Genomic DNA, 22,954 nt, shown 5'->3' with positions numbered 1-22,954 from the left:
AGGAAGAAAAAATGAAAAAATTAATGAGAAGCGGAAAAGATCAAAAAATTGGTGGAGTATGCGCAGGAGTTGCTCATTATTTTGATATTGATCCAACAATTGTTCGTGTCATTTGGGCTGTTCTTGCATTTTGTTATGGGACAGGAGTCCTTGCTTATATCATTTTATGGTTGATTGCACCAGTTTCATCAGAGTATTAAATTAGAATTATATAGAAAAAGGAGAAGTTATGGCTTTTGGAGATAACGGAAAACGCAAAAAAACATTGTTTGAAAAGGTGACGCTTGTTGTCGTGCTCATCATGTTGTTTGTAACCCTTGCTGGTATCTTTGCAACTGCGCTTGGAGCTTTCAGTAGATTCTAAGCAAGCTATGAGGATAGAAACAATAACTAATGACTGGGTTCTCCCCAGCCTTTTTAAAGTGAGAAGAAAATATGAGTATGTTTTTAGATACAGCCAAGATTAAGGTCAAGGCTGGTAATGGTGGCGATGGCATGGTTGCCTTTCGCCGTGAAAAATATGTCCCTAATGGCGGTCCTTGGGGTGGTGATGGTGGACGTGGAGGTAACGTTGTTTTCGTGGTAGACGAAGGCTTACGTACCTTGATGGATTTCCGCTATAACCGTCATTTCAAGGCTGATTCCGGTGAAAAAGGAATGACCAAAGGAATGCACGGACGTGGTGCAGAAGATCTACGTGTTCGCGTGCCACAGGGGACTACTGTACGTGATGCGGAAACAGGAAAAGTCATTACAGACTTGATTGAACATGGTCAAGAGTTTATCGTGGCTCATGGTGGTCGAGGTGGTCGTGGAAATATCCGTTTTGCCACTCCAAAAAATCCTGCACCTGAAATCTCTGAGAATGGAGAACCAGGACAAGAACGCGAGTTGCAACTGGAATTGAAAATCTTAGCGGATGTTGGCTTGGTCGGTTTCCCATCTGTTGGAAAATCAACTTTGCTTAGTGTCATCACTTCAGCTAAGCCCAAAATCGGTGCTTACCACTTTACGACGATTGTCCCAAATTTGGGTATGGTTCGTACACAGTCAGGTGAATCTTTTGCAGTAGCAGACCTTCCAGGTTTGATTGAAGGGGCCAGTCAAGGGGTTGGTCTTGGAACCCAGTTTCTTCGTCATATCGAACGCACTCGAGTTATCCTCCATGTCATCGATATGTCAGCTAGTGAAGGACGTGATCCTTATGAGGACTACCTTGCTATCAATAAGGAATTAGAATCCTACAACCTTCGTCTCATGGAACGTCCACAGATTATCGTGGCCAACAAGATGGATATGCCTGAAAGTCAGGAAAATCTGAAAACTTTCAAGGAAAAGTTGGCAGCAAACTACGACGAGTTTGAGGAACTTCCAGCCATCTTCCCAATTTCTGGATTGACCAAGCAAGGTTTGGCAACTCTTTTGGATGCGACAGCTGAATTGTTAGACAAGACTCCAGAATTCCCGATTTATGATGAATCCGATATGGAAGAAGAGGCTTACTATGGCTTTGACGAGGAAGAAAAAGCCTTTGAGATTAGTCGTGATGATGATGCGACATGGGTACTTTCTGGTGAAAAACTCATGAAACTCTTTAACATGACCAACTTTGACCGTGACGAATCGGTCATGAAGTTTGCCCGTCAGCTTCGTGGTATGGGAGTTGACGAAGCCCTTCGTGCGCGTGGCGCCAAAGATGGCGATTTGGTCCGCATTGGTAAATTTGAATTTGAATTTGTAGACTAGGAGATTGATATGGGAGATAAACCGATATCATTCCGAGATGCAGATGGCAATTTTGTTTCTGCAGCAGATGTATGGAATGAAAAGAAACTAGAAGAATTATTTAATCGTCTCAATCCTAAACGCGCTCTTCGATTGGCACGTACAAAGAAAGAAGAAACACAGTCAAAGAAATAAAAAATTCCCGTGATCTTTTAATCACGGGATTTGTTTTATTCACTAAAGAAAAATGGTGGCGCATATTTTTTAAGACTCTCAAAACAAGCCTGCGCTTTTGTAGCATCTTCACAGATAATCATGCAGACATCGTCTCCACAAAGGGTTGCAACGATATCTGGAAAGGCCAAGGAATCAATTACAGATCCAAACGATTGGGCTAAACCGGGTAAAGTTTTCAAAATAACTTGGTGTTGCACAGGACGCAACATAACAAGAGCATCTTCCATATAGTTTTCAAGACGTTTTTCCCATTTGGAGATAGACCCTGTATTTAGCACATAGTAAGAATTATCCTCTTCGCGCACTTTTGAAAGGTTCATGGTTTTGATATCGCGTGATAGAGTAGCCTGAGTCACTTGGATATCATTTTCCGCTAATAAGGCTTGTAATTCAGCTTGCGTATGGATTTTGTTTTTTGAAACGAGGGCGCGGATAAGTTGGTGTCTGTGTTCTGATTTGTTCATAAAGTAAGTACTCCTTTTAAAAGGTACAGTAAGCGTGGACTGAACGAAAACGTCAGTCGGGTGGTAGGCGGTATTGTCACGTATGATGATTTTAAAGTCAGTAGGATAAAGAACTAGATGGAGAGATTCTCCTTCTTTTAACTTTTCACTAGTTGGGTGCAGATAAACTGGGTAGCGATTCGTTCATCACCATTGATGTTCTTTAATGACAGTGTATCATCCAATAAGCGTAGCATTTTGTCACGGCGTTTTGTGAATTCACTCTAAATGTTAATTCACAGTGATTTCCAACATGTGGTCTAGTAGCGTGTATGATAAATGGTTACACATGTTGGTTAGGGGTGTTAGTATCTTTTGTCCAAGTTCTATCTAGGGGCTTCTAAAATGCTTTCAGATGAACTGGATTTGATACAAAGTTTATGTTTGATTCGACTGTTCAAGTGGAAAACTTTGGTTATAGGAAGTTCAATGGTCAAATTCATTGACTTTTCCTTTGAATCCTTCCATATTGAAAGTCTGGTAGATTATACCTTTTGACAAGGTAGGATAAGACTAGACTGTGCTAAATCAACAGTCAACTGATAGTCTGTATTATCTCGAATTGTAATCTCAAAGTCTGTGGTGTAGAGAACCAAACGGAGAGTATCTCCTTCTTTAAGTTTGTAGATAGTTGGTTGAAGCTCTAGCTGGAAGTCCATCCATTCATTTGGTTGGATTTCTTCAATCGTCAAGAGATTGGTTCGATTTTGAAGATTAAGGTAACCTTTGGTGATGACACGTTGGGCACTTGGATTGAATGTCAGTTCGCAGAGATTTTCTAACATGTGGTAACGACCATTATCAATGGTTCTAGCACTTAAAACAGCTGGATAAGGCTGCAGATATTTCTTTTGTCCAAGTTCTAGCAGTTGGGCGGATAATAAGCCCTTGTTCGTACTCGATTTGACACGAAGTTTCAGCGCCACTCGCCCATTTAAGTGAAGGTCTTGACTTACTGGAAGGTCAATGGTGATCTGATTGGCTTTACCTTGGTAAAGTTCGGTGTTGAAGATCTGGTAAGTTTTTCCATAACGATCAAAATCTTTTTGATCATACTGGTTTTGAATCACTTTTTCCTCATTACCGAGAGAGAAGGTATGCAGTTCATCCTGTTTGCCAAAGTTATCAAGGCCTTGCCATCTTTGCGGTGCGATATTGTCCTGCCATATAACAGTCGGAAGTTGATAGCTTGAGTCAAGTCCTAGCAATTTCATACTTAACAAGGCATTCATGGACTCTCGGAAGTCAATCGACTGCCAGTTGTTCATATAGACATGGGCACCATGATGGAAAAAGAGGTGCTTATTGATATGGCTAGGAAGGGCATGAAACATCTGGTAAACATGAAGAGGTTTGACGTTCCAATCCTGGGAACCATGCGTAAAGACGACCTCGGCTTGAACCTTGTGAGCATTGAGCAGATAGTTGCGGTCATGCCAAAACTGATTGTAGTCACCAGTCTTGCGATCGAGTTTCTCTTTAACTTTTTCTAAGTCTGCTTGATGAGCTTCATTGCCACGAATATAGTCACCAGCTTGGAGGTTGCGGGAGTAGGTCAGTTCAGCAAGTGAGTCAAAATCCTCACCTGGATAGCCCCCTGGGCTGGTCACTAGACCATTTTCCCGATAGTAGTTGTACCAAGAGGAAATACCTGCTTCTGCGATGATCACTTCCAAGCCATCAACACCAGTGGTGGCGAGACCATTGGACATGGTACCTAGATAGGAAATTCCTGTTGTTGCGACTTTGCCGTTTGACCAGTCAGCCTTGACTTGGCGCTTGCGCGTGTGGTCCGTGAAAGCACGACAACGACCATTGAGCCAATCAATGACATTTTTATAAGCTTCAATCTGCTGGTAGTCCCCATTGGTCATGAGACCTTGAGAATCTTTGGTTCCAACACCTGATACATAGAGATTGGCAAATCCACGTGGGAGGAAGTAGTCATTGAGTGTATATGAGCTATTGATATGAGATAGCTTTTCCTCAGCTTCTGAGACGACTTCTGCTTGACCATGAGGTTCGACTAAATTCAGCTTGGGCTCCTCAAGTTCAATGGTGTGGGGCGGTTTGACCTCAAGCTCTCCCTCCATTTTGTAGAGAGCCTTGTCACTGGCTTTATCGTTGGTCCCTTGGTGATAAGGGCTGGCAGTCATGACTGAAGGAATCTGTCCATCATAACGCGGGCGAATAATGCTGACCTTGACTAAGTCAGGGAGTCCGTCTTTATCAGTATCCAAACGGCTCTCGACATACACGACTTCACGAATGACATCATGAGTAGAGAAGGTTGCCAAGCTCTTACCGTTAAAGTAGTGGTAGTGATTATCTTCTGAAATGAGTCCATCACTAACAAGTTGATCGATGAGCGTATTTCCTTTTTTCGTTCTCGTATTGAGTAACTGATAAAGATTTTCAATGAGATCTCCATAAACAATAGGAAAACCAGTTTCTTTACGAAACTGTTCGGCATCCTCAAAGTCAACAAGATAGCTAAATCCTAAAAGTTGAAAAACTACTGTGTAGAAAATCTCCGCAGTTAACTCACGGTCTGACTGGAAAAAAGTTACTAAATCTGTTTCTTTATCCGCAGCCAAAGTCGACAAGGCATAATCCGTGTCAGAATAAGTGAAAAAACTCCAACGAATGAAGTCTTCAAACTGTCTTTTTAAGGACAGTTGGGGTGACAGCTTTAGACCAAGACCTTCTAATTCTGCAAATCGTTGAGAACTAGTGGTTGGTTGATAGCTGAATTGATTAAAACGCATGTTTCTCTCCTTTGAAAACAGACTGGATTTATTATATCAAAAAAGAGGGAAAAATGGAATAAATAAACTTAAATGAAATAAATTTCTTAAACCAGCATATCTATTTGGTAAGTTATTATAAAATGCTGAATAAATACCATAGAAGTAAGCCTTTTTCTAGAGATTTTTATATGTAAAACTGCATATAACTCCTATCTTTATTATTCTTCGTTTGGTATAAATATATCTAAATTTACATTTAAAACTATTATATAATATTAATTTTTTATTTTCTTCCTTTGAAAAATGAAGAATTTAACAGTAAGAAGAGAAGAAGTTTGTAACTGATGATATTGAAAAGAAAGTGCAGAGTTGCTTCAATATCCAGCTTAAAATGGTATAATAGTAGTAAAACGAAAGCAAGGAGGAGAAGAAATGATTGCACAGCTCGACACCAAGACTGTTTATAGTTTTATGGAAAGTGTGGTTTCGATTGAAAAATATGTACAAATGGCTAAAGAATACGGCTATTCTCACCTTGCTATCATGGATGTGGATAATCTCTATGGAGCCTATCATTTTCTAGAAGCAACTCGTAAGCATGGCATTCAACCTTTAATTGGTTTAGAAATGACCTTGGTCAAAGATGAGGAGAATCTCTCTCTACGTTTTCTAGCCCTATCCACTAAAGGTTATCAAGAGTTGATGAAGTTATCCACTTTAAAAATGACTGGACGGAAAAATTGGTCTGACTTCACCTCCCACCTCGAAGATGTTGCTATTATTGTTCCCTATTTTAATGGGGTCGAACAGTTGGATTTGGGGGTTGATTATTTTATCGGTGTTAGTCCAGATACTCCTCAAGAAGTCTTTATAAGACCCATTCTTCCACTCTATCAAGTCAACTCTTTTGAAAAAGAAGACCTACAGGTTTTACAAATTTTGTCAGCAGTCAAGGAAAATGTCAGCCTGAGAGAAGTGGATCTACATTCACAACAGGGGATTTTTTTACCTGCCTCAGACCTGGAAGCACGTTTTATGAATCGCTTCCCTCAGGCTCTTGCCAATCTCCAAGGTCTGATAGAAAATGTTAGCTATCAAATCGACCCAAGTTTAAAACTCCCTCGCTTTAATCCTGAAAGACCAGCGGTCGAAGAACTTAGAGAGAGGGCTGAGAAAGGTTTGAGTGACAAGGGGCTAACCTCAGCTATTTATCATGAGCGACTAAATGAAGAATTAGCTGTGATTCATGATATGGGCTTTGACGACTATTTCCTTGTAGTTTGGGATTTGCTCCGTTTTGGACGTTCCCAAGGTTACTATATGGGAATGGGGCGTGGATCTGCTGTAGGTAGTTTGGTCGCCTACTCACTGGATATTACAGGGATTGATCCAGTTGAGAAGAACCTGATTTTCGAGCGCTTTTTAAATCGTGAGCGTTACACCATGCCCGATATCGATATCGACATTCCAGACCTTTATAGACCAGAGTTCATTCGTTATGTTCGTGATCGCTATGGCAGTCAACACGTGGCGCAGATTGTCACTTATTCGACCTTTGGAGCAAAACAGGCAATTCGTGATGTTTTCAAACGCTATGGCGTTCCAGAGTACGAATTAACAAATATTACGAAAAAAATCAGTTTCCGAGATACGCTAACGACGGCCTATGAAAAGAATTTGCAATTTAGACAGGTCATCAATAGCAAGATTGAATATCAAAAAGCTTTTGAGATTGCTCGAAAGATTGAAGGTTATCCTCGTCAGACCTCTATCCATGCGGCAGGAGTCGTTATGAGTGACCAAGATTTGACGGACTATATTCCTCTAAAATATGGTGAGGATATGCTCATCACCCAGTATGATGCTCATGGTGTTGAAGCCAATGGACTTCTAAAAATGGATTTCCTCGGTTTACGTAACCTGACTTTTGTCCAAAAAATGCAGGAATTGCTTGCGGAGTCAGAGGGTGTTCATCTAAAAATCGAAGAGATTGATCTGGAAGACAGTGAAACTTTAGCCCTCTTTGTAGCTGGAAATACCAAAGGTATTTTCCAATTTGAACAACCAGGAGCCATTCGACTCTTGAAACGAGTTCAGCCGCAAGTCTTTGAAGAGGTAGTAGCAACGACATCCCTCAATAGACCGGGGGCAAGTGATTATATTGATAATTTTGTCGCTCGTAAGCATGGTAAAGAAAAGGTGACGGTGTTAGACCCTGTCTTAGAAGACATCCTTTCATCAACCTACGGTATTATGCTCTATCAAGAGCAGGTCATGCAGGTAGCTCAACGCTTTGGAGGATTCAGTCTTGGTAAAGCCGACATTCTCAGACGTGCCATGGGTAAGAAAAATGCCAAAGAGATGCATCTGATGAAGGAAGATTTTATCACAGGAGCTATGAAATTGGGGCATACAGAAGAAAAGGCCAACCAAGTTTTTGCAGTGATGGAAAAGTTTGCAGGCTATGGATTTAACCGATCCCACGCTTATGCCTACTCAGCACTGGCATTCCAACTAGCTTATTTCAAGACACACTATCCTGCTATTTTCTTTCAAGTTATGTTGAACTATTCTAGCAGTGATTACATTGTAGATGCATTGCAGATGGGCTTTGAAGTAGCTCCCTTAGCAATAAACAGCGTTCCCTATCATGATAAAATTGCTCATAAGAAAATCTATCTTGGTCTAAAAGCCATTAAGGGAATGCCAAGAGATTTGTCTTACTGGATTATTGAAAATCGTCCTTTCTCAAGCATTGAAGATTTCGTCACACGTCTTCCCAAGAATTACAAGAAACTGTCGCTTCTAACGCCTTTGGTTGAACTGGGGCTTTTTGATGAATTTGACAAGAATCGTCAGAAAATCTTAGTGAACCTACCAAACTTATTTGTCTTTGTTGAGGAGTTGGGTGGACTCTTTGCGGATACAAATTATAGTTGGACTGAAGCTGATGATTTTACTGAGGCAGAGAAATTTTACAAAGAGCAGGAACTGATTGGGGTAGGTATCAGTCCCCATCCTCTCCAAACTCTTGCCAAACAAGCCCTATATCCGACCACTCCAATCACTAATCTAACCGAGGGAGCTCAAGCCACTCTCCTAGTTGAAGTGCAAAAGATTAAAGTGATTCGAACCAAGAAAGGCGAGAGTATGGCTTTTCTACAGGTTCATGATAGTAAGTCTCGGATGGATGTAACTGTATTTTCAGACCAATATAGAAAATTTGCTTCCAATTTATCCGAAGGGAAATTTTACTACATCAATGGCAAAGTTCAATCTCGAGATGGTCGTCTGCAAATGATTGCACAAGATTTGAAAGAAGCAGTGGCGGAACGATTCTGGATTCAAGTTAAAAATCATGAAAATGATAAAGAGATTTCAAATATCCTAGAACAATACAAAGGCCCAATCCCTGTCATTATCAGGTATGAAGAGGAAGGAAAAACGGTTGTTTCTACACAACATTATGTAAGAAAAGATTCTGCTCTAGAGGAAAAATTAGAGGGAATTGCTATGAAAACGATTTATCGCTAAAAATACGGAAAATAGAAGAATTTTCGATTTAAATGTGGTATAATCAGTAAGAATGTTAAAAGAAAAAGGAGCATAAACCAAATGAAACGTATTGCTGTTTTGACCAGTGGTGGAGACGCCCCTGGTATGAATGCTGCCATCCGTGCAGTAGTTCGTCAAGCAATCTCAGAAGGAATGGAAGTTTTTGGTATCTATGATGGGTACGCTGGTATGGTTGCCGGTGAAATTTATCCACTTGATGCTGCTTCAGTGGGAGACATCATTTCACGTGGTGGTACTTTCCTTCACTCTGCTCGTTACCCTGAGTTTGCACAACTTGAAGGCCAACTTAAAGGGATTGAGCAATTGAAAAAACACGGTATCGAAGGAGTCGTAGTTATCGGTGGAGACGGTTCTTATCACGGAGCTATGCGCTTGACGGAACATGGATTCCCAGCTATCGGACTTCCAGGAACTATTGATAACGATATCGTAGGGACTGATTTCACAATTGGATTTGATACTGCAGTTACGACTGCTATGGATGCGATTGATAAGATTCGTGATACGTCATCAAGTCACCGTCGTACTTTCGTTGTTGAAGTAATGGGACGTAACGCTGGCGATATCGCTCTTTGGGCAGGTATCGCAACTGGTGCTGACGAAATCATCATCCCTGAAGAAGACTTCAAGATGGAAGATATCGTTGCAAGCATCAAAGCTGGTTATGAATGTGGTAAGAAACACAACATCATCGTTTTGGCTGAGGGAGTTATGTCTGCGAATGAGTTTGGTAAGAAACTCAAGGAAGCTGGAGACACTAGTGACCTTCGTGTAACTGAACTTGGACACATCCAACGTGGTGGTTCACCAACCGCTCGTGACCGTGTATTAGCATCACGCATGGGTGCACACGCTGTTAAACTTCTTAAACAAGGAATCGGTGGTGTTGCTGTCGGTATTCGTAACGAGAAAATGGTTGAAAATCCAATTCTTGGAACAGCAGAAGAGGGAGCTTTGTTTAGCTTAACAGCTGATGGTAAAATTGTCGTTAACAACCCTCACAAAGCTGATCTTGAACTTTCTGACTTGAACAAGAACTTGTCATAATCAACTTTAACTAATCTGGTAAAATGACCATTAAAGGTCGAATTATATAAAGGAGTCACAAAAATCATGAACAAACGTGTAAAAATCGTTGCAACTTTGGGTCCTGCGGTTGAAATCCGTGGTGGTAAAAAATTCGGTGAAGACGGATACTGGGGTGAAAAACTTGACGTTGAAGCTTCAGCTCAAAATATTGCTAAATTGATTGAAGCAGGAGCAAACACTTTCCGTTTCAACTTCTCACACGGTGATCACCAAGAACAAGGTGAGCGTATGGCAACTGTTAAACTTGCTGAGAAACTTGCAGGTAAAAAAGTTGGTTTCCTTCTTGATACTAAAGGGCCTGAAATCCGTACAGAATTGTTTGAAGGTGACGCAAAAGAGTACTCTTACAAAACTGGTGAAAAAATCCGTGTTGCAACTAAACAAGGAATCAAATCAACTCGTGATGTGATTGCTTTGAACGTTGCTGGTGCTCTTGATATCTACGATGATGTTGAAGTTGGTCACCAAGTTTTGGTTGACGATGGTAAATTGGGTCTTCGTGTTTTCGCAAAAGACGATGCAACTCGTGAATTTGAAGTAGTCGTTGAAAATGACGGTATCATTGCTAAGCAGAAAGGTGTAAACATCCCTAACACTAAAATTCCTTTCCCAGCTCTTGCTGAACGTGATAACGATGATATCCGTTTCGGTTTGGAACAAGGTATCAACTTCATCGCGATTTCATTCGTACGTACTGCAAAAGACGTCGACGAAGTTCGTGCAATCTGTGAAGAAACTGGTAATGGTCACGTTCAATTGTTTGCAAAAATCGAAAACCAACAAGGTATCGATAACTTGGATGAAATCATTGAAGCTGCTGACGGTATCATGATCGCCCGTGGTGACATGGGTATCGAAGTACCATTCGAAATGGTTCCAGTTTATCAAAAAATGATCATCACTAAAGTGAACGCAGCAGGTAAAGTTGTTATCACAGCAACAAACATGCTTGAAACAATGACTGAAAAACCACGTGCAACTCGTTCAGAAGTATCAGACGTATTTAACGCTGTTATCGACGGAACTGACGCTACAATGCTTTCAGGTGAGTCTGCAAACGGTAAATACCCACTTGAGTCAGTAACAACAATGGCTACAATTGACAAGAACGCACAAACTCTTCTTAACGAATACGGACGTTTAAACTCAGATACATTCGAACGTAACTCTAAGACAGAAGTTATGGCTTCAGCTGTTAAAGATGCTACTAACTCAATGAACATCAAATTGGTTGTTACTCTTACTAAGACTGGTCACACAGCTCGTTTGATTTCTAAATACCGTCCAAATGCTGATATCTTGGCATTGACATTTGACGAATTAACAGAGCGTGGATTTATGTTGAACTGGGGTGTTATCCCGATGTTGACAGACACTCCATCATCAACTGATGACATGTTTGAAATTGCTGAACGTAAAGCAGTTGAAGCAGGTCTTGTACAATCTGGTGATGATATCGTTATCGTTGCTGGTGTACCAGTTGGAGAAGCTGTTCGTACAAACACAATGCGTATCCGCACAGTACGTTAATCTAACATTAAAACCTATCATTTCAGGCTGAAAAGCTTGAGTGATAGGTCTTTTTTTATCAAAATGAGATGGTATTTAGTAAATAGGAATGGGAAAAAACTGAAAATTATGGTATAATAGAACGAAAAGACCTTTTTAGTAAATTTTGAAAGAGTAAAACATGAGAAAAATTGTCATCAATGGTGGACGTCCATTGCAAGGTGAGATCACCATTAGTGGTGCTAAAAATAGTGTTGTAGCGCTTATTCCAGCTATTATCTTATCAGATGATATTGTCACTTTAGATTGCGTTCCAGATATTTCAGACGTTGCTAGTCTTGTCGAAATCATGGAGATTATGGGGGCGACTGTTAAGCGTTATGAGGATGTCTTGGAGATTGATCCAAGAGGTGTTCAAAACATTCCTATGCCTTATGGCAAGATTAATAGCTTGCGTGCTTCTTATTATTTCTACGGAAGTCTTTTAGGTCGCTTTGGTGAAGCTACAGTTGGCCTTCCTGGCGGATGTGATCTGGGACCTCGTCCAATTGACCTTCACTTAAAAGCCTTTGAAGCCATGGGTGCTAAGGTCAGCTATGAGGGAGATAATATGAATTTATCTGCTCAAGGTAAGGGACTTCATGGCGCAAGTATTTACATGGATACCGTCAGCGTTGGAGCAACGATTAACACGATGATTGCTGCGGTTAAAGCTAAGGGGCGTACTGTCATTGAAAATGCGGCTCGTGAACCGGAAATTATCGATGTTGCTACTCTTTTGAACAACATGGGGGCCCATATTCGTGGTGCAGGAACTGATATTATCATTATTGATGGTGTTGAGAAACTTCATGGAACTCGTCACCAAGTAATCCCAGACCGTATCGAAGCTGGAACCTATATTTCACTTGCTGCAGCGGTAGGAAAAGGAATTCGCATTAACAACGTTCTCTATGAACACTTAGAAGGGTTTATCGCCAAACTAGAGGAAATGGGCGTTCGTATGACGGTCTCAGAAGACAGCATCTTCGTTGAAGAACAGTCCGATTTGAGAGCCATCAATATCAAAACTGCACCCTATCCTGGGTTTGCAACTGATTTGCAACAGCCTATCACGCCACTTTTACTAACTGCCCAAGGTCGTGGAACCATTATTGATACGATTTATGAGAAACGTGTTAACCATGTCTTTGAGTTATCAAAAATGGATGCGGATATTACGACTACAAACGATCACATTATTTACAACGGTGGTCGTAACTTACACGGAGCAAGTGTAAAAGCTACAGACTTGCGAGCTGGTGCTGCACTTGTCATCGCTGGCTTGATGGCTCAAGGCCAGACTGAAATTACGAATATTGAGTTTATCCTTCGTGGCTACTCAGATATTATTGAAAAATTGCGTAGTCTTGGAGCGGATATTACACTCGTTGAAGACTAAGCCGTTGAGGTGATTATGAATATTTGGACCAAATTAGCAATGTTTTCTTTTTTTGAAACGGAGCGCTTGTATTTGCGTCCTTTCTTTTTTAGTGACAGTCAAGCGTTTTTCGAGATTGCTTCAAACCCTGAGAATTTACAGTTTATTTTTCCCAGTCAAGCAAGTTTGGAAGAAAGTCAGTACGCCCTTGCTAACTATTTTATGAAGAATCCTCTGGGTGTTTGGGCAATTTGTCTTCAAGGAGATCAGGAAATGATTGGCTCCATTAAATTTGAAAAAATCGATGAAATCAAAAAAGAAGCAGAAATTGGTTACTTCTTAAAAAAGGATTCTTGGTCACAAGGTTTTATGACAGAAGTGGTTACAAAGCTTTGTCAGCTTTCCTTTGAAGAATTTGGTTTAAAACAATTATCCATCATCACTCATCTGGAGAATCAAGCTAGTCAAAAAGTAGCCTTAAAATCAGGCTTTAGCCTCGTCCGACAGTTTAAGGGAAGCGATCGCTATACACGAAAAATGAGGGACTATCTTGAATTTCGATACATAAAAGGAGAATTCAATGAGTAAACACCAGGAAATTTTGTCCTATCTGGAAGAGTTGCCAATTGGGAAGAGAGTTAGCGTTCGCAGTATTTCCAATCACCTAGGTGTTAGTGACGGAACAGCCTACCGAGCTATCAAAGAAGCTGAAAATCGTGGAATTGTTGAAACTCGGCCACGTAGTGGAACTATACGGGTCAAGTCCCAGAAAGTGGCTATTGAGAGGCTAACCTATGCTGAAATTGCTGAAGTCACCTCATCTGAAGTTTTAGCTGGTCAGGAAGGGTTGGAGAGAGAGTTTAGCAAATTCTCCATTGGGGCTATGACAGAGCAAAATATCCTGTCTTATCTCCATGATGGCGGTCTTTTGATTGTAGGTGACCGTACTCGTATTCAACTTTTAGCCTTGGAAAATGAAAATGCAGTCCTTGTAACAGGTGGTTTTCATGTCCAAGATGATGTTCTTGAGTTGGCTAATAAAAAAGGGATTCCAGTTCTGAGGAGTAAACATGACACTTTTACAGTAGCGACCATGATTAACAAAGCCCTCTCAAATGTTCAAATCAAAACCGATATTCTGACAGTCGAAAAGCTCTATCGTCCCAGTCATGAGTATGGTTTTTTGAGAGAAACGGATACAGTCAAAGACTATCTAGACTTGGTCCGTAAGAACAGAAGTAGCCGTTTCCCAGTTATTAACCAACACCAAGTGGTTGTTGGGGTTGTTACCATGCGTGATGCGGGAGATAAGTCACCCAGCACAACGATTGACAAGGTGATGACGCGGAGCATCTTCGTAACAGGCTTAGCGACTAATATTGCCAATGTCAGTCAACGAATGATTGCAGAAGATTTTGAGATGGTTCCCGTTGTCAGAAGTAACCAAACCCTACTCGGTGTCGTAACACGACGAGATGTCATGGAAAAGATGAGCCGTTCTCAAGTTTCTGCTTTGCCGACTTTCTCAGAGCAAATCGGGCAAAAACTCTCTTATCATCATGATGAAGTCGTCATAACTGTTGAGCCCTTCATGCTGGAGAAAAATGGTGTCCTTGCTAATGGAGTCTTGGCTGAAATCCTCAACCATATGACCCAAGACCTCGTTGTCAATAGCGGACGTAATCTCATCATTGAGCAGATGTTGATTTATTTCTTGCAGGCTGTGCAGATAGATGATACTCTGCGGATTCTGGCTCGGATTATTCACCACACGAGACGCTCAGCTATTATTGATTATGATATTTATCATGGGCATCAGATTGTTTCAAAAGCAAATGTTACGGTTAAAATTAATTAGAATCTAGGAGAAAAAATGATAACTTTAAAATCAGCACGTGAAATCGAAGCCATGGACAAGGCTGGTGATTTCCTAGCAAGTATCCATATTGGCTTACGTGATTTGATTAAGCCAGGCGTGGATATGTGGGAAGTTGAAGAGTACGTTCGTCGACGTTGTAAAGAGGAGAATTTCCTTCCTTTACAGATTGGTGTGGATGGGGCAGTTATGGATTATCCCTATGCCACTTGTTGCTCTCTTAATGACGAAGTAGCTCACGCTTTCCCACGTCATTACATCTTGAAAGATGGCGATTTGCTCAAGGTTGACATGGTACTGGGTGGTCCGATTGCCAAATCCGACCTCAATGTCTCTAAACTTAGCTTCAACAATGTTGAACAAATGAAAAAATACACCCAAAGTTATACTGGTGGTTTAGCTGACTCATGTTGGGCTTATGCGGTTGGTACACCGTCTGAAGAAGTGAAAAAACTGATGGACGTAACCAAGGAAGCTATGTATGTAGGAATTGAGCAAGCAGTTGTCGGCAATCGTATCGGTGATATTGGTGCAGCCATTCAAGAATATGCTGAAAGTCGCGGTTACGGTGTCGTACGTGATTTGGTTGGTCATGGTGTTGGTCCAACTATGCACGAAGAGCCAATGGTTCCTAACTACGGTATTGCAGGCCGTGGACTCCGTCTCCGTGAAGGAATGGTGCTGACTATTGAACCCATGATCAATACTGGTGACTGGGAAATCGATACAGATATGAAGACTGGCTGGGCTCATAAGACTATAGATGGCGGCCTGTCTTGCCAATATGAACATCAGTTTGTGATTACTAAAGACGGTCCTGTTATCTTGACTAGTCAAGGTGAAGAAGGAACGTATTAAAATGAAAGGAGCTTAGCTCCTTTTTTTGTGTCAACTTTAGTCAAAATAAATAAGCGTAGCAGACTTCTTACAAATTTATTCTTTTGTAGTAAAATAGGATTAGAATTTTGAGAAAGTAGGTAATTCGTTGGAGTCGATTATATTTCTAGTATCCGTTTTTTTAGCAGGTATCCTGTCCTTCTTTTCACCCTGCATCTTTCCTTTGCTACCTGTCTATGCTGGTATTTTACTGGATGATCAGGGAAATTCGAAAAGCTTTCGCTTTTTTGGAAGAGACGTTGCATGGTCTGGTTTAATTCGAACCTTGTGCTTTATTGCAGGAATCTCCCTCATTTTCTTTATTTTGGGATTTGGAGCTGGATTCCTAGGGCACATGCTCTATGCAGACTGGTTTCGTTATGCTATGGGAATAGTCATTATTCTTTTAGGGTTTCACCAGATGGAAATCTTGCATTTCAATAAACTGGAGATTCAAAAGACAGTCACCTTCAAACAATCAAAGTCGAATCACTATCTGTCAGCCTTTTTACTTGGGATAACCTTTAGTTTTGGTTGGACCCCTTGTATCGGACCCGTTTTAAGTTCGGTCTTGGCTCTGGCGGCTTCAGGTGGTAATGGTGCTTGGCAAGGAGCCGTGTTAACATTAGTATACACATTGGGAATGGCCCTTCCTTTCATTGTTTTGGCCTTGGCTTCGGGCTGGATTATGCCCTATTTTAGTAAATTAAAACCCCATATGATTCTACTAAAGAAAATCGGCGGAGCTTTGATTATTTTGATGGGATTGTTATTAATGCTAGGGCAGTTAAATGCCTTGTCAGGAATTCTTGGATAAAAGGAGAAAAAATGAAAAAAGTTATTTTTGCTGGATTGAGCCTCATGTCTCTATTTTTGTTGATTGCCTGTGGTGAAAAAGAAACCAAACAGACAAGCAGTCCCAAACAGCCTGCTGTACAACAAATCGCAGTCGGTAAGGATGCGCCAGACTTCACCTTGCAGTCTATGGATGGCAAAGAAGTCAAGTTATCAGACTATAAAGGGAAAAAGGTCTATTTAAAATTCTGGGCTTCTTGGTGTGGACCATGTAAAAAAAGCATGCCTGAGTTGATGGAACTAGCTGCCAAACAAGATCGAGACTTTGAAATCTTGAGTGTCATTGCACCTGGTTTACAAGGTGAAAAAACAGTTCAAGACTTTCCAAAATGGTACCAAGAACAAGGCTACAAGGATATTCCAGTTCTATATGATACGCAAGCAACTACCTTCCAAGCCTACCAAATTCGTAGTATTCCAACAGAATACTTGATTGACAGTCAAGGTAAAATCGGAAAAATCCAATTTGGTGCTATTAGCAACGCTGATGCAGAAGCGGCTTTTAAAGAAATGAAATAAAGAAAAAATCGCGATTGTTCGCGATTTTTTTATAGTTTTTCATTGATAAAGCGGATAAATTGATTCCACCAAACCTTCAAAAAGAAGGCTTTTTCTACTTTCTTTTCAGAAACCATTTCAAAAGATGGTTTGTCGGAAGTAAGATAACCTTGGCCAATCAAATCCTGATCATCATAGGTTAGAGTACCAACAACCTTGCCTTCTTTCAATGGAGCCATTTCTGATGTTGATTTCGGTGTGAATTGGAGGGCTGGTGTAGTACCGCTTCCGATGCGTTGGACGATGGAAATATCTGACTTAGCGACAGCTGTCACATTGTCTTCTTTACCATCAAGAACTGTTACTTTACTATCGTTGTATGCTTCACCTTTCTGAACGACAGTTTTTAAGGCAAAGTTTGCAGAAATATAATCTAAAAGTGCAGAAGTTGCGGTAAAACGTGCATAAGGGTTGGTATCTTGTTGATCTGCATTCAGAACAACCGTAATAATACGCATCCCTTTCTCGACAGTTGTCCCAACGAATGAAGCACCAGCTTTATCAGTAGTACCTGTCTTTAGTCCATCAATACCACCACGATAGGCTGGCATTCCCTCCAACATATAGTTGGTTGAGTGGATTTCAAGTCCTGCAAAGGTAGAAGTTGGTTTTTTGGTGATCTCCAAAACTTGAGGATAATCTCGGATGAGGTTACGAGCGACGATTGAAACATCGTAGGCACTCAACTTGTTTTCATCGTCTTTCTTTGAACCAGGATAGATATTATCGCCAAGGGTCTCATTATTTAAACCAGTAGTGTTTACAATAGTTGCATCTTGAATTCCCCATTCAAGAAGTTTAGCCCTCATCTTGTCTACAAAGTCTTTCTCAGAACCAGCAATCTTTTCTGCTAGTGCAATCGCAGCGCTGTTCGCGCTGGATACCATTGTAGCCTCTAATAGCTGTTCAACAGTATAATTTCGAGCTTCCATAGGGACGTTACTCGCCTCAGAATTAGTTGTAAGTTTGTAAGGATAGTCCGAAATATCAACAGGTGTAGATAGGCTGATAGTTCCTTGTTCCAGAGCTTCATAGACCAGATAAACTGTAACCAGTTTTGTAATAGAAGCAATTTCTACAGGCTGATTTGCATCTTTTTCATAGAGGATTTTTCCAGTTGTAGCCTCTACAGCAATAGCATGTTTAGCAGCAACATCAAACTCCTGAGCAGAAACAGTAGAAGCTGTTCCAAAAACTAAAAGTGTCATAAAAGATAAAATTATTTTTTTCATATTAGCTTTATTTTATCATAAAGAAAAAAAATATTCTCGCTTTTTTACTAAAGCCATCTTATCTTTTTCAGAAATGTGGTAAAATAGAGAGAAGGAGGATACCTATGTTCCGTAGAAACAAATTATTTTTTTGGACAGCTGAAATTTTATTATTAACACTGATTTTCTATCTTTGGAGAGAAATGGGAGCCATCATTACTCCCTTTGTTACGGTTGTGAATACCATCATGATTCCATTTTTGCTTGGTGGATTTTTTTACTACATTACAAATCCAGTCGTTACTTTCTTAGAAAAGAGATGTAAGATCAATCGTCTAATTGGTGTCTTGGTCACTCTTTGTGCCTTGATTGGTGCTATCGTTGTAGGGGTCGTTTATCTCTTGCCGATTTTGATTAATCAGTTGACCAGCTTGATTATTTCTAGTCAAAATATCTATAGTAGACTACAAGATTTGATCATCGATTTGTCCATGAATCCAGTCTTCCAAAATATTGATATTCAACAAACAATTCAACAACTGAATCTCTCCTATGTGGATATCCTCCAGAATATCCTGAATAGCGTCAGCAACAGTTTAGGAAGCGTTCTTTCAGCCTTGTTTAGTACAGTTCTGATTCTCATTATGACCCCTGTATTCTTGATTTATTTCTTGTTGGATGGTCATAAGTTGCTACCAATGTTGGAACGTACCGTCTTAAAACATGACAAATTGAATCTTTCTAGCCTTTTAACCAATCTCAATACAACTATAGCGCGCTATATCAGTGGAATTGCGATTGATGCGGTTATTATTGGATGTTTAGCCTATATTGGCTATAGCGTTATCGGATTAAAGTACGCCCTAGTTTTTGCTATTTTCTCTGGAATCGCAAATTTGATTCCTTATGTTGGTCCAAGTATTGGCTTGATTCCAATGGTGATTGCCAATGTGTTCACGGATCCTCATCGTATGTTGATTGCAGTTGCTTATATGCTTATTATTCAACAGATTGATGGAAATGTTCTCTATCCACGCATCGTTGGAGGGGTTATGAAAGTACACCCGATTACGATTTTGGTGCTCCTTTTACTGTCAAGTAATATCTATGGTGTCATAGGGATGGTCGTAGCAGTACCTACTTACTCCATTTTTAAAGAAATTACTAAGTTCCTAGCGAAATTATATGAAAACCATAAAGAAGCTCATAAAGAAGCTCATAAAGAAGCTAAGGAACTGGAAAAAACAGAATCAAATTAAAATCAGGGAAACCTGATTTTTTTGATGAAAATACTATCTCCCAACAAAAAGAAGTTTGAATTCATATTGCCATAAAGAAGCAGAAGAACAGGATTTGATAAGATTTAGATTAATTCACAAAATATGTGTAAAACACTTGCAATTTAGCAGAAATTTGATAAAATAGTAAGGAAAGTTAGACTGTATTGCCTACTGTCTATCTATAAAATATATTTTATTGGAGGCTTTTACTCAAATGGCAAAAGAAAAATATGATCGTAGTAAACCACACGTTAACATTGGTACTATCGGACACGTTGACCACGGTAAAACTACTTTGACTGCAGCTATCACAACTGTATTGGCACGTCGCTTGCCTTCAGCAGTTAACCAACCAAAAGACTATGCGTCTATCGATGCTGCTCCAGAAGAACGCGAACGCGGTATCACTATCAACACTGCGCACGTTGAGTACGAAACTGAAAAACGTCACTACGCTCACATCGACGCTCCAGGACACGCGGACTACGTTAAAAACATGATCACTGGTGCCGCTCAAATGGACGGAGCTATCCTTGTAGTAGCTTCAACTGACGGACCAATGCCACAAACTCGTGAGCACATCCTTCTTTCACGTCAGGTTGGTGTTAAACACCTTATCGTCTTCATGAACAAAATTGACTTGGTAGACGACGAAGAATTGCTTGAATTGGTTGAAATGGAAATCCGTGACCTCTTGTCAGAATACGACTTCCCAGGTGACGATCTTCCAGTTATCCAAGGTTCAGCTCTTAAAGCTCTTGAAGGTGACTCTAAATACGAAGACATCATCATGGAATTGATGAACACTGTTGATGAGTACATCCCAGAACCAGAACGTGACACTGAAAAACCATTGCTTCTTCCAGTCGAAGACGTATTCTCAATCACTGGACGTGGTACAGTTGCTTCAGGACGTATCGACCGTGGTACTGTTCGTGTCAACGACGAAATCGAAATCGTTGGTATCAAAGAAGAAACTCAAAAAGCAGTTGTTACTGGTGTTGAAATGTTCCGTAAACAACTTGACGAAGGTCTTGCTGGAGATAACGTAGGTGTCCTTCTTCGTGGTGTTCAACGTGATGAAATCGAACGTGGACAAGTTATCGCTAAACCAGGTTCAATCAACCCACACACTAAATTTAAAGGTGAAGTCTACATCCTTACTAAAGAAGAAGGTGGACGTCACACTCCATTCTTCAACAACTACCGTCCACAATTCTACTTCCGTACTACTGACGTTACAGGTTCAATCGAACTTCCTGCAGGTACTGAAATGGTAATGCCTGGTGATAACGTGACTATCGACGTTGAGTTGATCCACCCAATCGCCGTAGAACAAGGTACTACATTCTCTATCCGTGAGGGTGGACGTACTGTTGGTTCAGGTATGGTTACAGAAATCGAAGCTTAATTCGATTAAGTTCCCAGAAGAACAATTATTTAAGTCAGACACTAAAAGAATCTTGCCTTGCAAGGTTCTTTTTTCTTCTTACTCTATTTGAAGTGCTTCTACTCTAGCAGTATAATCGTTTTTTTGGTATAATAAAAGTTATGGAAATCGAAAAAACCAATCGTATGAACGCCCTTTTTGAATTTTATGCGGCGCTTTTGACAGACAAGCAGATGAACTATATAGAACTCTATTATGCTGATGATTATAGTCTTGCTGAGATTGCTGAAGAGTTCGGTGTCAGTCGTCAGGCTGTCTATGATAATATCAAGCGGACGGAAAAGATTCTAGAAGATTATGAGATGAAATTGCACATGTATTCGGACTACATTGTCCGCAGTCAGATTTTTGACCAGATCTTGGAGCGTTATCCCAAGGATGACTTTCTGCAGGAGCAGATAGAAATTTTAACAAGTATTGATAATAGAGAATAAGAGGAAGAAAAATGGCATTTGAAAGTTTAACAGAACGTTTACAGAACGTCTTTAAAAATCTACGTAAAAAAGGAAAAATATCTGAGGCTGATGTCCAGGAAGCGACCAAAGAGATTCGTTTGGCCTTGCTGGAAGCCGACGTTGCTTTGCCTGTTGTAAAGGACTTTATCAAGAAGGTTCGTGAACGTGCAATCGGACATGAGGTCATTGATACCCTCAATCCTGCCCAACAGATTATCAAAATCGTTGATGAGGAACTCACAGCCGTTTTAGGTTCTGATACAGCTGAGATTATCAAGTCACCAAAAATTCCAACCATTATCATGATGGTCGGTTTACAGGGGGCTGGTAAAACAACCTTTGCTGGTAAGCTGGCTAATAAACTCAAGAAGGAAGAAAATGCACGTCCTTTGATGATTGCGGCAGATATTTATCGTCCAGCAGCCATCGATCAGTTGAAAACACTTGGACAACAAATTGATGTTCCTGTCTTTGCACTTGGAACAGAAGTGCCTGCTGTTGAAATTGTTCGCCAAGGTTTGGAGCAAGCGCAAGCCAACCATAACGACTATGTCTTGATTGATACGGCAGGTCGATTGCAGATTGATGAGCTCTTGATGAACGAGCTTCGTGACGTTAAGGCCTTAGCCCAACCAAACGAAATCCTCCTTGTCATTGATGCCATGATCGGTCAGGAAGCGGCTAATGTTGCCCGTGAGTTTAATGCTCAGTTGGAAGTAACTGGTGTCATCCTTACCAAGATTGATGGAGACACACGTGGTGGTGCGGCTCTGTCTGTTCGTCATATCACTGGTAAACCAATCAAGTTCACTGGTACGGGTGAAAAGATTACAGATATCGAAACCTTCCACCCAGACCGTATGTCAAGCCGTATCCTTGGTATGGGGGATATGTTGACCTTGATTGAGAAAGCTTCTCAGGAATACGATGAGCAAAAAGCCCTTGAAATGGCTGAGAAGATGCGTGAAAACACCTTTGATTTCAATGATTTCATCGATCAATTGGATCAGGTGCAAAACATGGGGCCAATGGAAGACTTACTCAAGATGATTCCAGGTATGGCTAACAATCCTGCCCTTCAAAATATGAAGGTGGATGAGCGTCAGATTGCGCGCAAACGTGCCATCGTATCTTCCATGACACCTGAAGAACGTGAAAATCCTGATCTGTTAAATCCAAGTCGTCGCCGTCGTATCGCTGCTGGTTCTGGTAATACCTTTGTCGAAGTCAATAAATTTATCAAGGACTTTAACCAGGCTAAACAGCTCATGCAAGGTGTCATGTCTGGAGATATGAATAAAATGATGAAGCAAATGGGAATCAATCCCAATAACCTTCCTAAAAATATGCCAAATATGGGAGGAATGGATATGTCTGCCCTTGAAGGCATGATGGGACAGGGTGGCATGCCGGATATGTCAGCTCTCGGAGGAGCAGGAATGCCAGATATGAGCCAGATGTTTGGTGGTGGACTAAAAGGTAAAATCGGTGAATTTGCCATGAAACAGTCTATGAAACGCATGGCCAACAAAATGAAAAAAGCGAAGAAAAAACGCAAATAAAAAAGGGAAGCAGAAGTGCTTA

Annotated in this window: 20 protein-coding genes; 17 read left to right on the top strand and 3 right to left on the bottom strand. The window is 40.7% G+C overall.

Going from position 1 to position 22,954, the window contains the following annotated elements; translation table 11 throughout:
- Positions 1–11 precede the first annotated feature (11 nt).
- The 4 genes from CO686_RS05285 to CO686_RS05270 all read left to right on the top strand — a co-directional run bounded on the left by CO686_RS05285 (position 12) and on the right by CO686_RS05270 (position 1,920).
- The gene (locus CO686_RS05285) at positions 12–200 is read left to right on the top strand and encodes a PspC domain-containing protein (RefSeq protein ID WP_000735788.1); all 189 of its coding nucleotides are present in this window, start codon (positions 12–14) and stop codon (positions 198–200) included.
- 29 nt (positions 201–229) lie between these two features.
- On the top strand, positions 230–364 hold the full coding sequence (locus tag CO686_RS05280) for a DUF4044 domain-containing protein (RefSeq protein ID WP_000863851.1): 135 nt from the start codon (positions 230–232) through the stop codon (positions 362–364).
- 71 nt (positions 365–435) lie between these two features.
- Positions 436–1,746 (top strand): GTPase ObgE, encoded by a 1,311-nt coding sequence (gene obgE / locus CO686_RS05275; RefSeq protein ID WP_000061637.1) that lies wholly within the window; start codon positions 436–438, stop codon positions 1,744–1,746.
- Between the two features lie 9 nt (positions 1,747–1,755).
- Positions 1,756–1,920: a hypothetical protein gene (locus tag CO686_RS05270; RefSeq protein ID WP_000502578.1), complete on the top strand. Its 165-nt coding sequence runs from the start codon at positions 1,756–1,758 to the stop codon at positions 1,918–1,920.
- 35 nt (positions 1,921–1,955) lie between these two features.
- Here the strand turns inward: CO686_RS05270 and CO686_RS05265 are convergent, their stop codons facing one another.
- Together CO686_RS05265 and CO686_RS05260 are read right to left on the bottom strand one after the other, a co-directional pair.
- The gene (locus tag CO686_RS05265; protein WP_001043018.1) at positions 1,956–2,426 is read right to left on the bottom strand and encodes an arginine repressor; all 471 of its coding nucleotides are present in this window, start codon (positions 2,424–2,426) and stop codon (positions 1,956–1,958) included.
- A gap of 524 nt (positions 2,427–2,950) precedes the next feature.
- On the bottom strand, positions 2,951–5,233 hold the full coding sequence (locus tag CO686_RS05260; protein WP_096753598.1) for a Xaa-Pro dipeptidyl-peptidase: 2,283 nt from the start codon (positions 5,231–5,233) through the stop codon (positions 2,951–2,953).
- 414 nt (positions 5,234–5,647) lie between these two features.
- Between CO686_RS05260 and CO686_RS05255 the strand changes: the two genes are divergently transcribed.
- The 9 genes from CO686_RS05255 to sdbB all read left to right on the top strand — a co-directional run bounded on the left by CO686_RS05255 (position 5,648) and on the right by sdbB (position 16,935).
- The gene (locus CO686_RS05255) at positions 5,648–8,749 is read left to right on the top strand and encodes a DNA polymerase III subunit alpha (RefSeq protein WP_096753597.1); all 3,102 of its coding nucleotides are present in this window, start codon (positions 5,648–5,650) and stop codon (positions 8,747–8,749) included.
- A gap of 81 nt (positions 8,750–8,830) precedes the next feature.
- A complete protein-coding gene (pfkA, locus tag CO686_RS05250; RefSeq protein WP_049500615.1) occupies positions 8,831–9,838 on the top strand; it encodes a 6-phosphofructokinase in 1,008 nt (335 codons plus the stop codon).
- Between the two features lie 66 nt (positions 9,839–9,904).
- Positions 9,905–11,410 (top strand): pyruvate kinase, encoded by a 1,506-nt coding sequence (gene pyk / locus CO686_RS05245; RefSeq protein ID WP_096753596.1) that lies wholly within the window; start codon positions 9,905–9,907, stop codon positions 11,408–11,410.
- A 160-nt stretch (positions 11,411–11,570) separates the two neighbouring features.
- Complete coding sequence (gene murA, locus CO686_RS05240; protein WP_049500611.1) at positions 11,571–12,830, top strand: UDP-N-acetylglucosamine 1-carboxyvinyltransferase; 1,260 nt, start codon at positions 11,571–11,573, stop codon at positions 12,828–12,830.
- Positions 12,831–12,845: 15 nt separating this feature from the next.
- Positions 12,846–13,397, top strand: coding sequence for a GNAT family N-acetyltransferase (locus CO686_RS05235; RefSeq protein WP_065371741.1), 552 nt, complete (start codon positions 12,846–12,848; stop codon positions 13,395–13,397).
- Positions 13,390–14,667, top strand: coding sequence for a CBS-HotDog domain-containing transcription factor SpxR (spxR, locus tag CO686_RS05230; protein ID WP_000033808.1), 1,278 nt, complete (start codon positions 13,390–13,392; stop codon positions 14,665–14,667). The genes CO686_RS05235 and spxR overlap by 8 nt, the downstream gene beginning before the upstream one ends.
- Positions 14,668–14,682: 15 nt before the next feature.
- Positions 14,683–15,543, top strand: coding sequence for a methionyl aminopeptidase (locus CO686_RS05225; protein ID WP_096753595.1), 861 nt, complete (start codon positions 14,683–14,685; stop codon positions 15,541–15,543).
- A 127-nt stretch (positions 15,544–15,670) separates the two neighbouring features.
- Entirely contained in the window at positions 15,671–16,378 is a 708-nt protein-coding gene (ccdA2, locus tag CO686_RS05220; RefSeq protein ID WP_000443809.1) for a thiol-disulfide oxidoreductase-associated membrane protein CcdA2, read from the top strand.
- Positions 16,379–16,389: 11 nt separating this feature from the next.
- The gene (gene sdbB / locus CO686_RS05215; protein ID WP_000755591.1) at positions 16,390–16,935 is read left to right on the top strand and encodes a thiol-disulfide oxidoreductase-associated lipoprotein SdbB; all 546 of its coding nucleotides are present in this window, start codon (positions 16,390–16,392) and stop codon (positions 16,933–16,935) included.
- Positions 16,936–16,964: 29 nt separating this feature from the next.
- On the opposite strand, the gene pbp3 is transcribed toward sdbB, so the two are convergent.
- Positions 16,965–18,206: a D-alanyl-D-alanine carboxypeptidase PBP3 gene (pbp3, locus tag CO686_RS05210; RefSeq protein WP_049501610.1), complete on the bottom strand. Its 1,242-nt coding sequence runs from the start codon at positions 18,204–18,206 to the stop codon at positions 16,965–16,967.
- Between the two features lie 104 nt (positions 18,207–18,310).
- Here pbp3 and CO686_RS05205 point away from each other — a divergent pair, with 104 nt between their 5' ends.
- The 4 genes from CO686_RS05205 (at position 18,311) to ffh (ending at position 22,932) form a co-directional block, all read left to right on the top strand.
- Positions 18,311–19,444: an AI-2E family transporter gene (locus CO686_RS05205; RefSeq protein WP_049500278.1), complete on the top strand. Its 1,134-nt coding sequence runs from the start codon at positions 18,311–18,313 to the stop codon at positions 19,442–19,444.
- 235 nt (positions 19,445–19,679) lie between these two features.
- A complete protein-coding gene (tuf, locus tag CO686_RS05200) occupies positions 19,680–20,876 on the top strand; it encodes an elongation factor Tu (RefSeq protein ID WP_001040720.1) in 1,197 nt (398 codons plus the stop codon).
- A 140-nt stretch (positions 20,877–21,016) separates the two neighbouring features.
- The gene (locus tag CO686_RS05195) at positions 21,017–21,349 is read left to right on the top strand and encodes a putative DNA-binding protein (RefSeq protein WP_000402066.1); all 333 of its coding nucleotides are present in this window, start codon (positions 21,017–21,019) and stop codon (positions 21,347–21,349) included.
- 11 nt (positions 21,350–21,360) lie between these two features.
- On the top strand, positions 21,361–22,932 hold the full coding sequence (gene ffh / locus CO686_RS05190) for a signal recognition particle protein (RefSeq protein ID WP_049500276.1): 1,572 nt from the start codon (positions 21,361–21,363) through the stop codon (positions 22,930–22,932).
- The last annotated feature ends 22 nt before the right edge of the window (positions 22,933–22,954 follow it).

Origin of the sequence: Streptococcus oralis, from assembly GCF_002386345.1 — a bacterium.
GTDB classification, from domain to species: Bacteria; Bacillota; Bacilli; order Lactobacillales; family Streptococcaceae; genus Streptococcus; species Streptococcus oralis_S.
The sequence above is the reverse complement of the archived record's forward strand: the minus strand, read 5'-3'. Positions and strand labels throughout refer to the sequence as shown.

Bases quoted from the DNA above. Each gene is read 5' to 3' on its own strand.
- CO686_RS05285 (WP_000735788.1), top strand. From the start codon at position 12: ATGAAAAAATTAATGAGAAGCGGAAAAGATCAAAAAATTGGTGGAGTA.
- CO686_RS05280 (WP_000863851.1), top strand. From the start codon at position 230: ATGGCTTTTGGAGATAACGGAAAACGCAAAAAAACATTGTTTGAAAAG.
- obgE (WP_000061637.1), top strand. From the start codon at position 436: ATGAGTATGTTTTTAGATACAGCCAAGATTAAGGTCAAGGCTGGTAAT.
- CO686_RS05270 (WP_000502578.1), top strand. From the start codon at position 1,756: ATGGGAGATAAACCGATATCATTCCGAGATGCAGATGGCAATTTTGTT.
- CO686_RS05265 (WP_001043018.1), bottom strand. From the start codon at position 2,426: ATGAACAAATCAGAACACAGACACCAACTTATCCGCGCCCTCGTTTCA.
- CO686_RS05260 (WP_096753598.1), bottom strand. From the start codon at position 5,233: ATGCGTTTTAATCAATTCAGCTATCAACCAACCACTAGTTCTCAACGA.
- CO686_RS05255 (WP_096753597.1), top strand. From the start codon at position 5,648: ATGATTGCACAGCTCGACACCAAGACTGTTTATAGTTTTATGGAAAGT.
- pfkA (WP_049500615.1), top strand. From the start codon at position 8,831: ATGAAACGTATTGCTGTTTTGACCAGTGGTGGAGACGCCCCTGGTATG.
- pyk (WP_096753596.1), top strand. From the start codon at position 9,905: ATGAACAAACGTGTAAAAATCGTTGCAACTTTGGGTCCTGCGGTTGAA.
- murA (WP_049500611.1), top strand. From the start codon at position 11,571: ATGAGAAAAATTGTCATCAATGGTGGACGTCCATTGCAAGGTGAGATC.
- CO686_RS05235 (WP_065371741.1), top strand. From the start codon at position 12,846: ATGAATATTTGGACCAAATTAGCAATGTTTTCTTTTTTTGAAACGGAG.
- spxR (WP_000033808.1), top strand. From the start codon at position 13,390: ATGAGTAAACACCAGGAAATTTTGTCCTATCTGGAAGAGTTGCCAATT.
- CO686_RS05225 (WP_096753595.1), top strand. From the start codon at position 14,683: ATGATAACTTTAAAATCAGCACGTGAAATCGAAGCCATGGACAAGGCT.
- sdbB (WP_000755591.1), top strand. From the start codon at position 16,390: ATGAAAAAAGTTATTTTTGCTGGATTGAGCCTCATGTCTCTATTTTTG.
- pbp3 (WP_049501610.1), bottom strand. From the start codon at position 18,206: ATGAAAAAAATAATTTTATCTTTTATGACACTTTTAGTTTTTGGAACA.
- CO686_RS05205 (WP_049500278.1), top strand. From the start codon at position 18,311: ATGTTCCGTAGAAACAAATTATTTTTTTGGACAGCTGAAATTTTATTA.
- tuf (WP_001040720.1), top strand. From the start codon at position 19,680: ATGGCAAAAGAAAAATATGATCGTAGTAAACCACACGTTAACATTGGT.
- CO686_RS05195 (WP_000402066.1), top strand. From the start codon at position 21,017: ATGGAAATCGAAAAAACCAATCGTATGAACGCCCTTTTTGAATTTTAT.
- ffh (WP_049500276.1), top strand. From the start codon at position 21,361: ATGGCATTTGAAAGTTTAACAGAACGTTTACAGAACGTCTTTAAAAAT.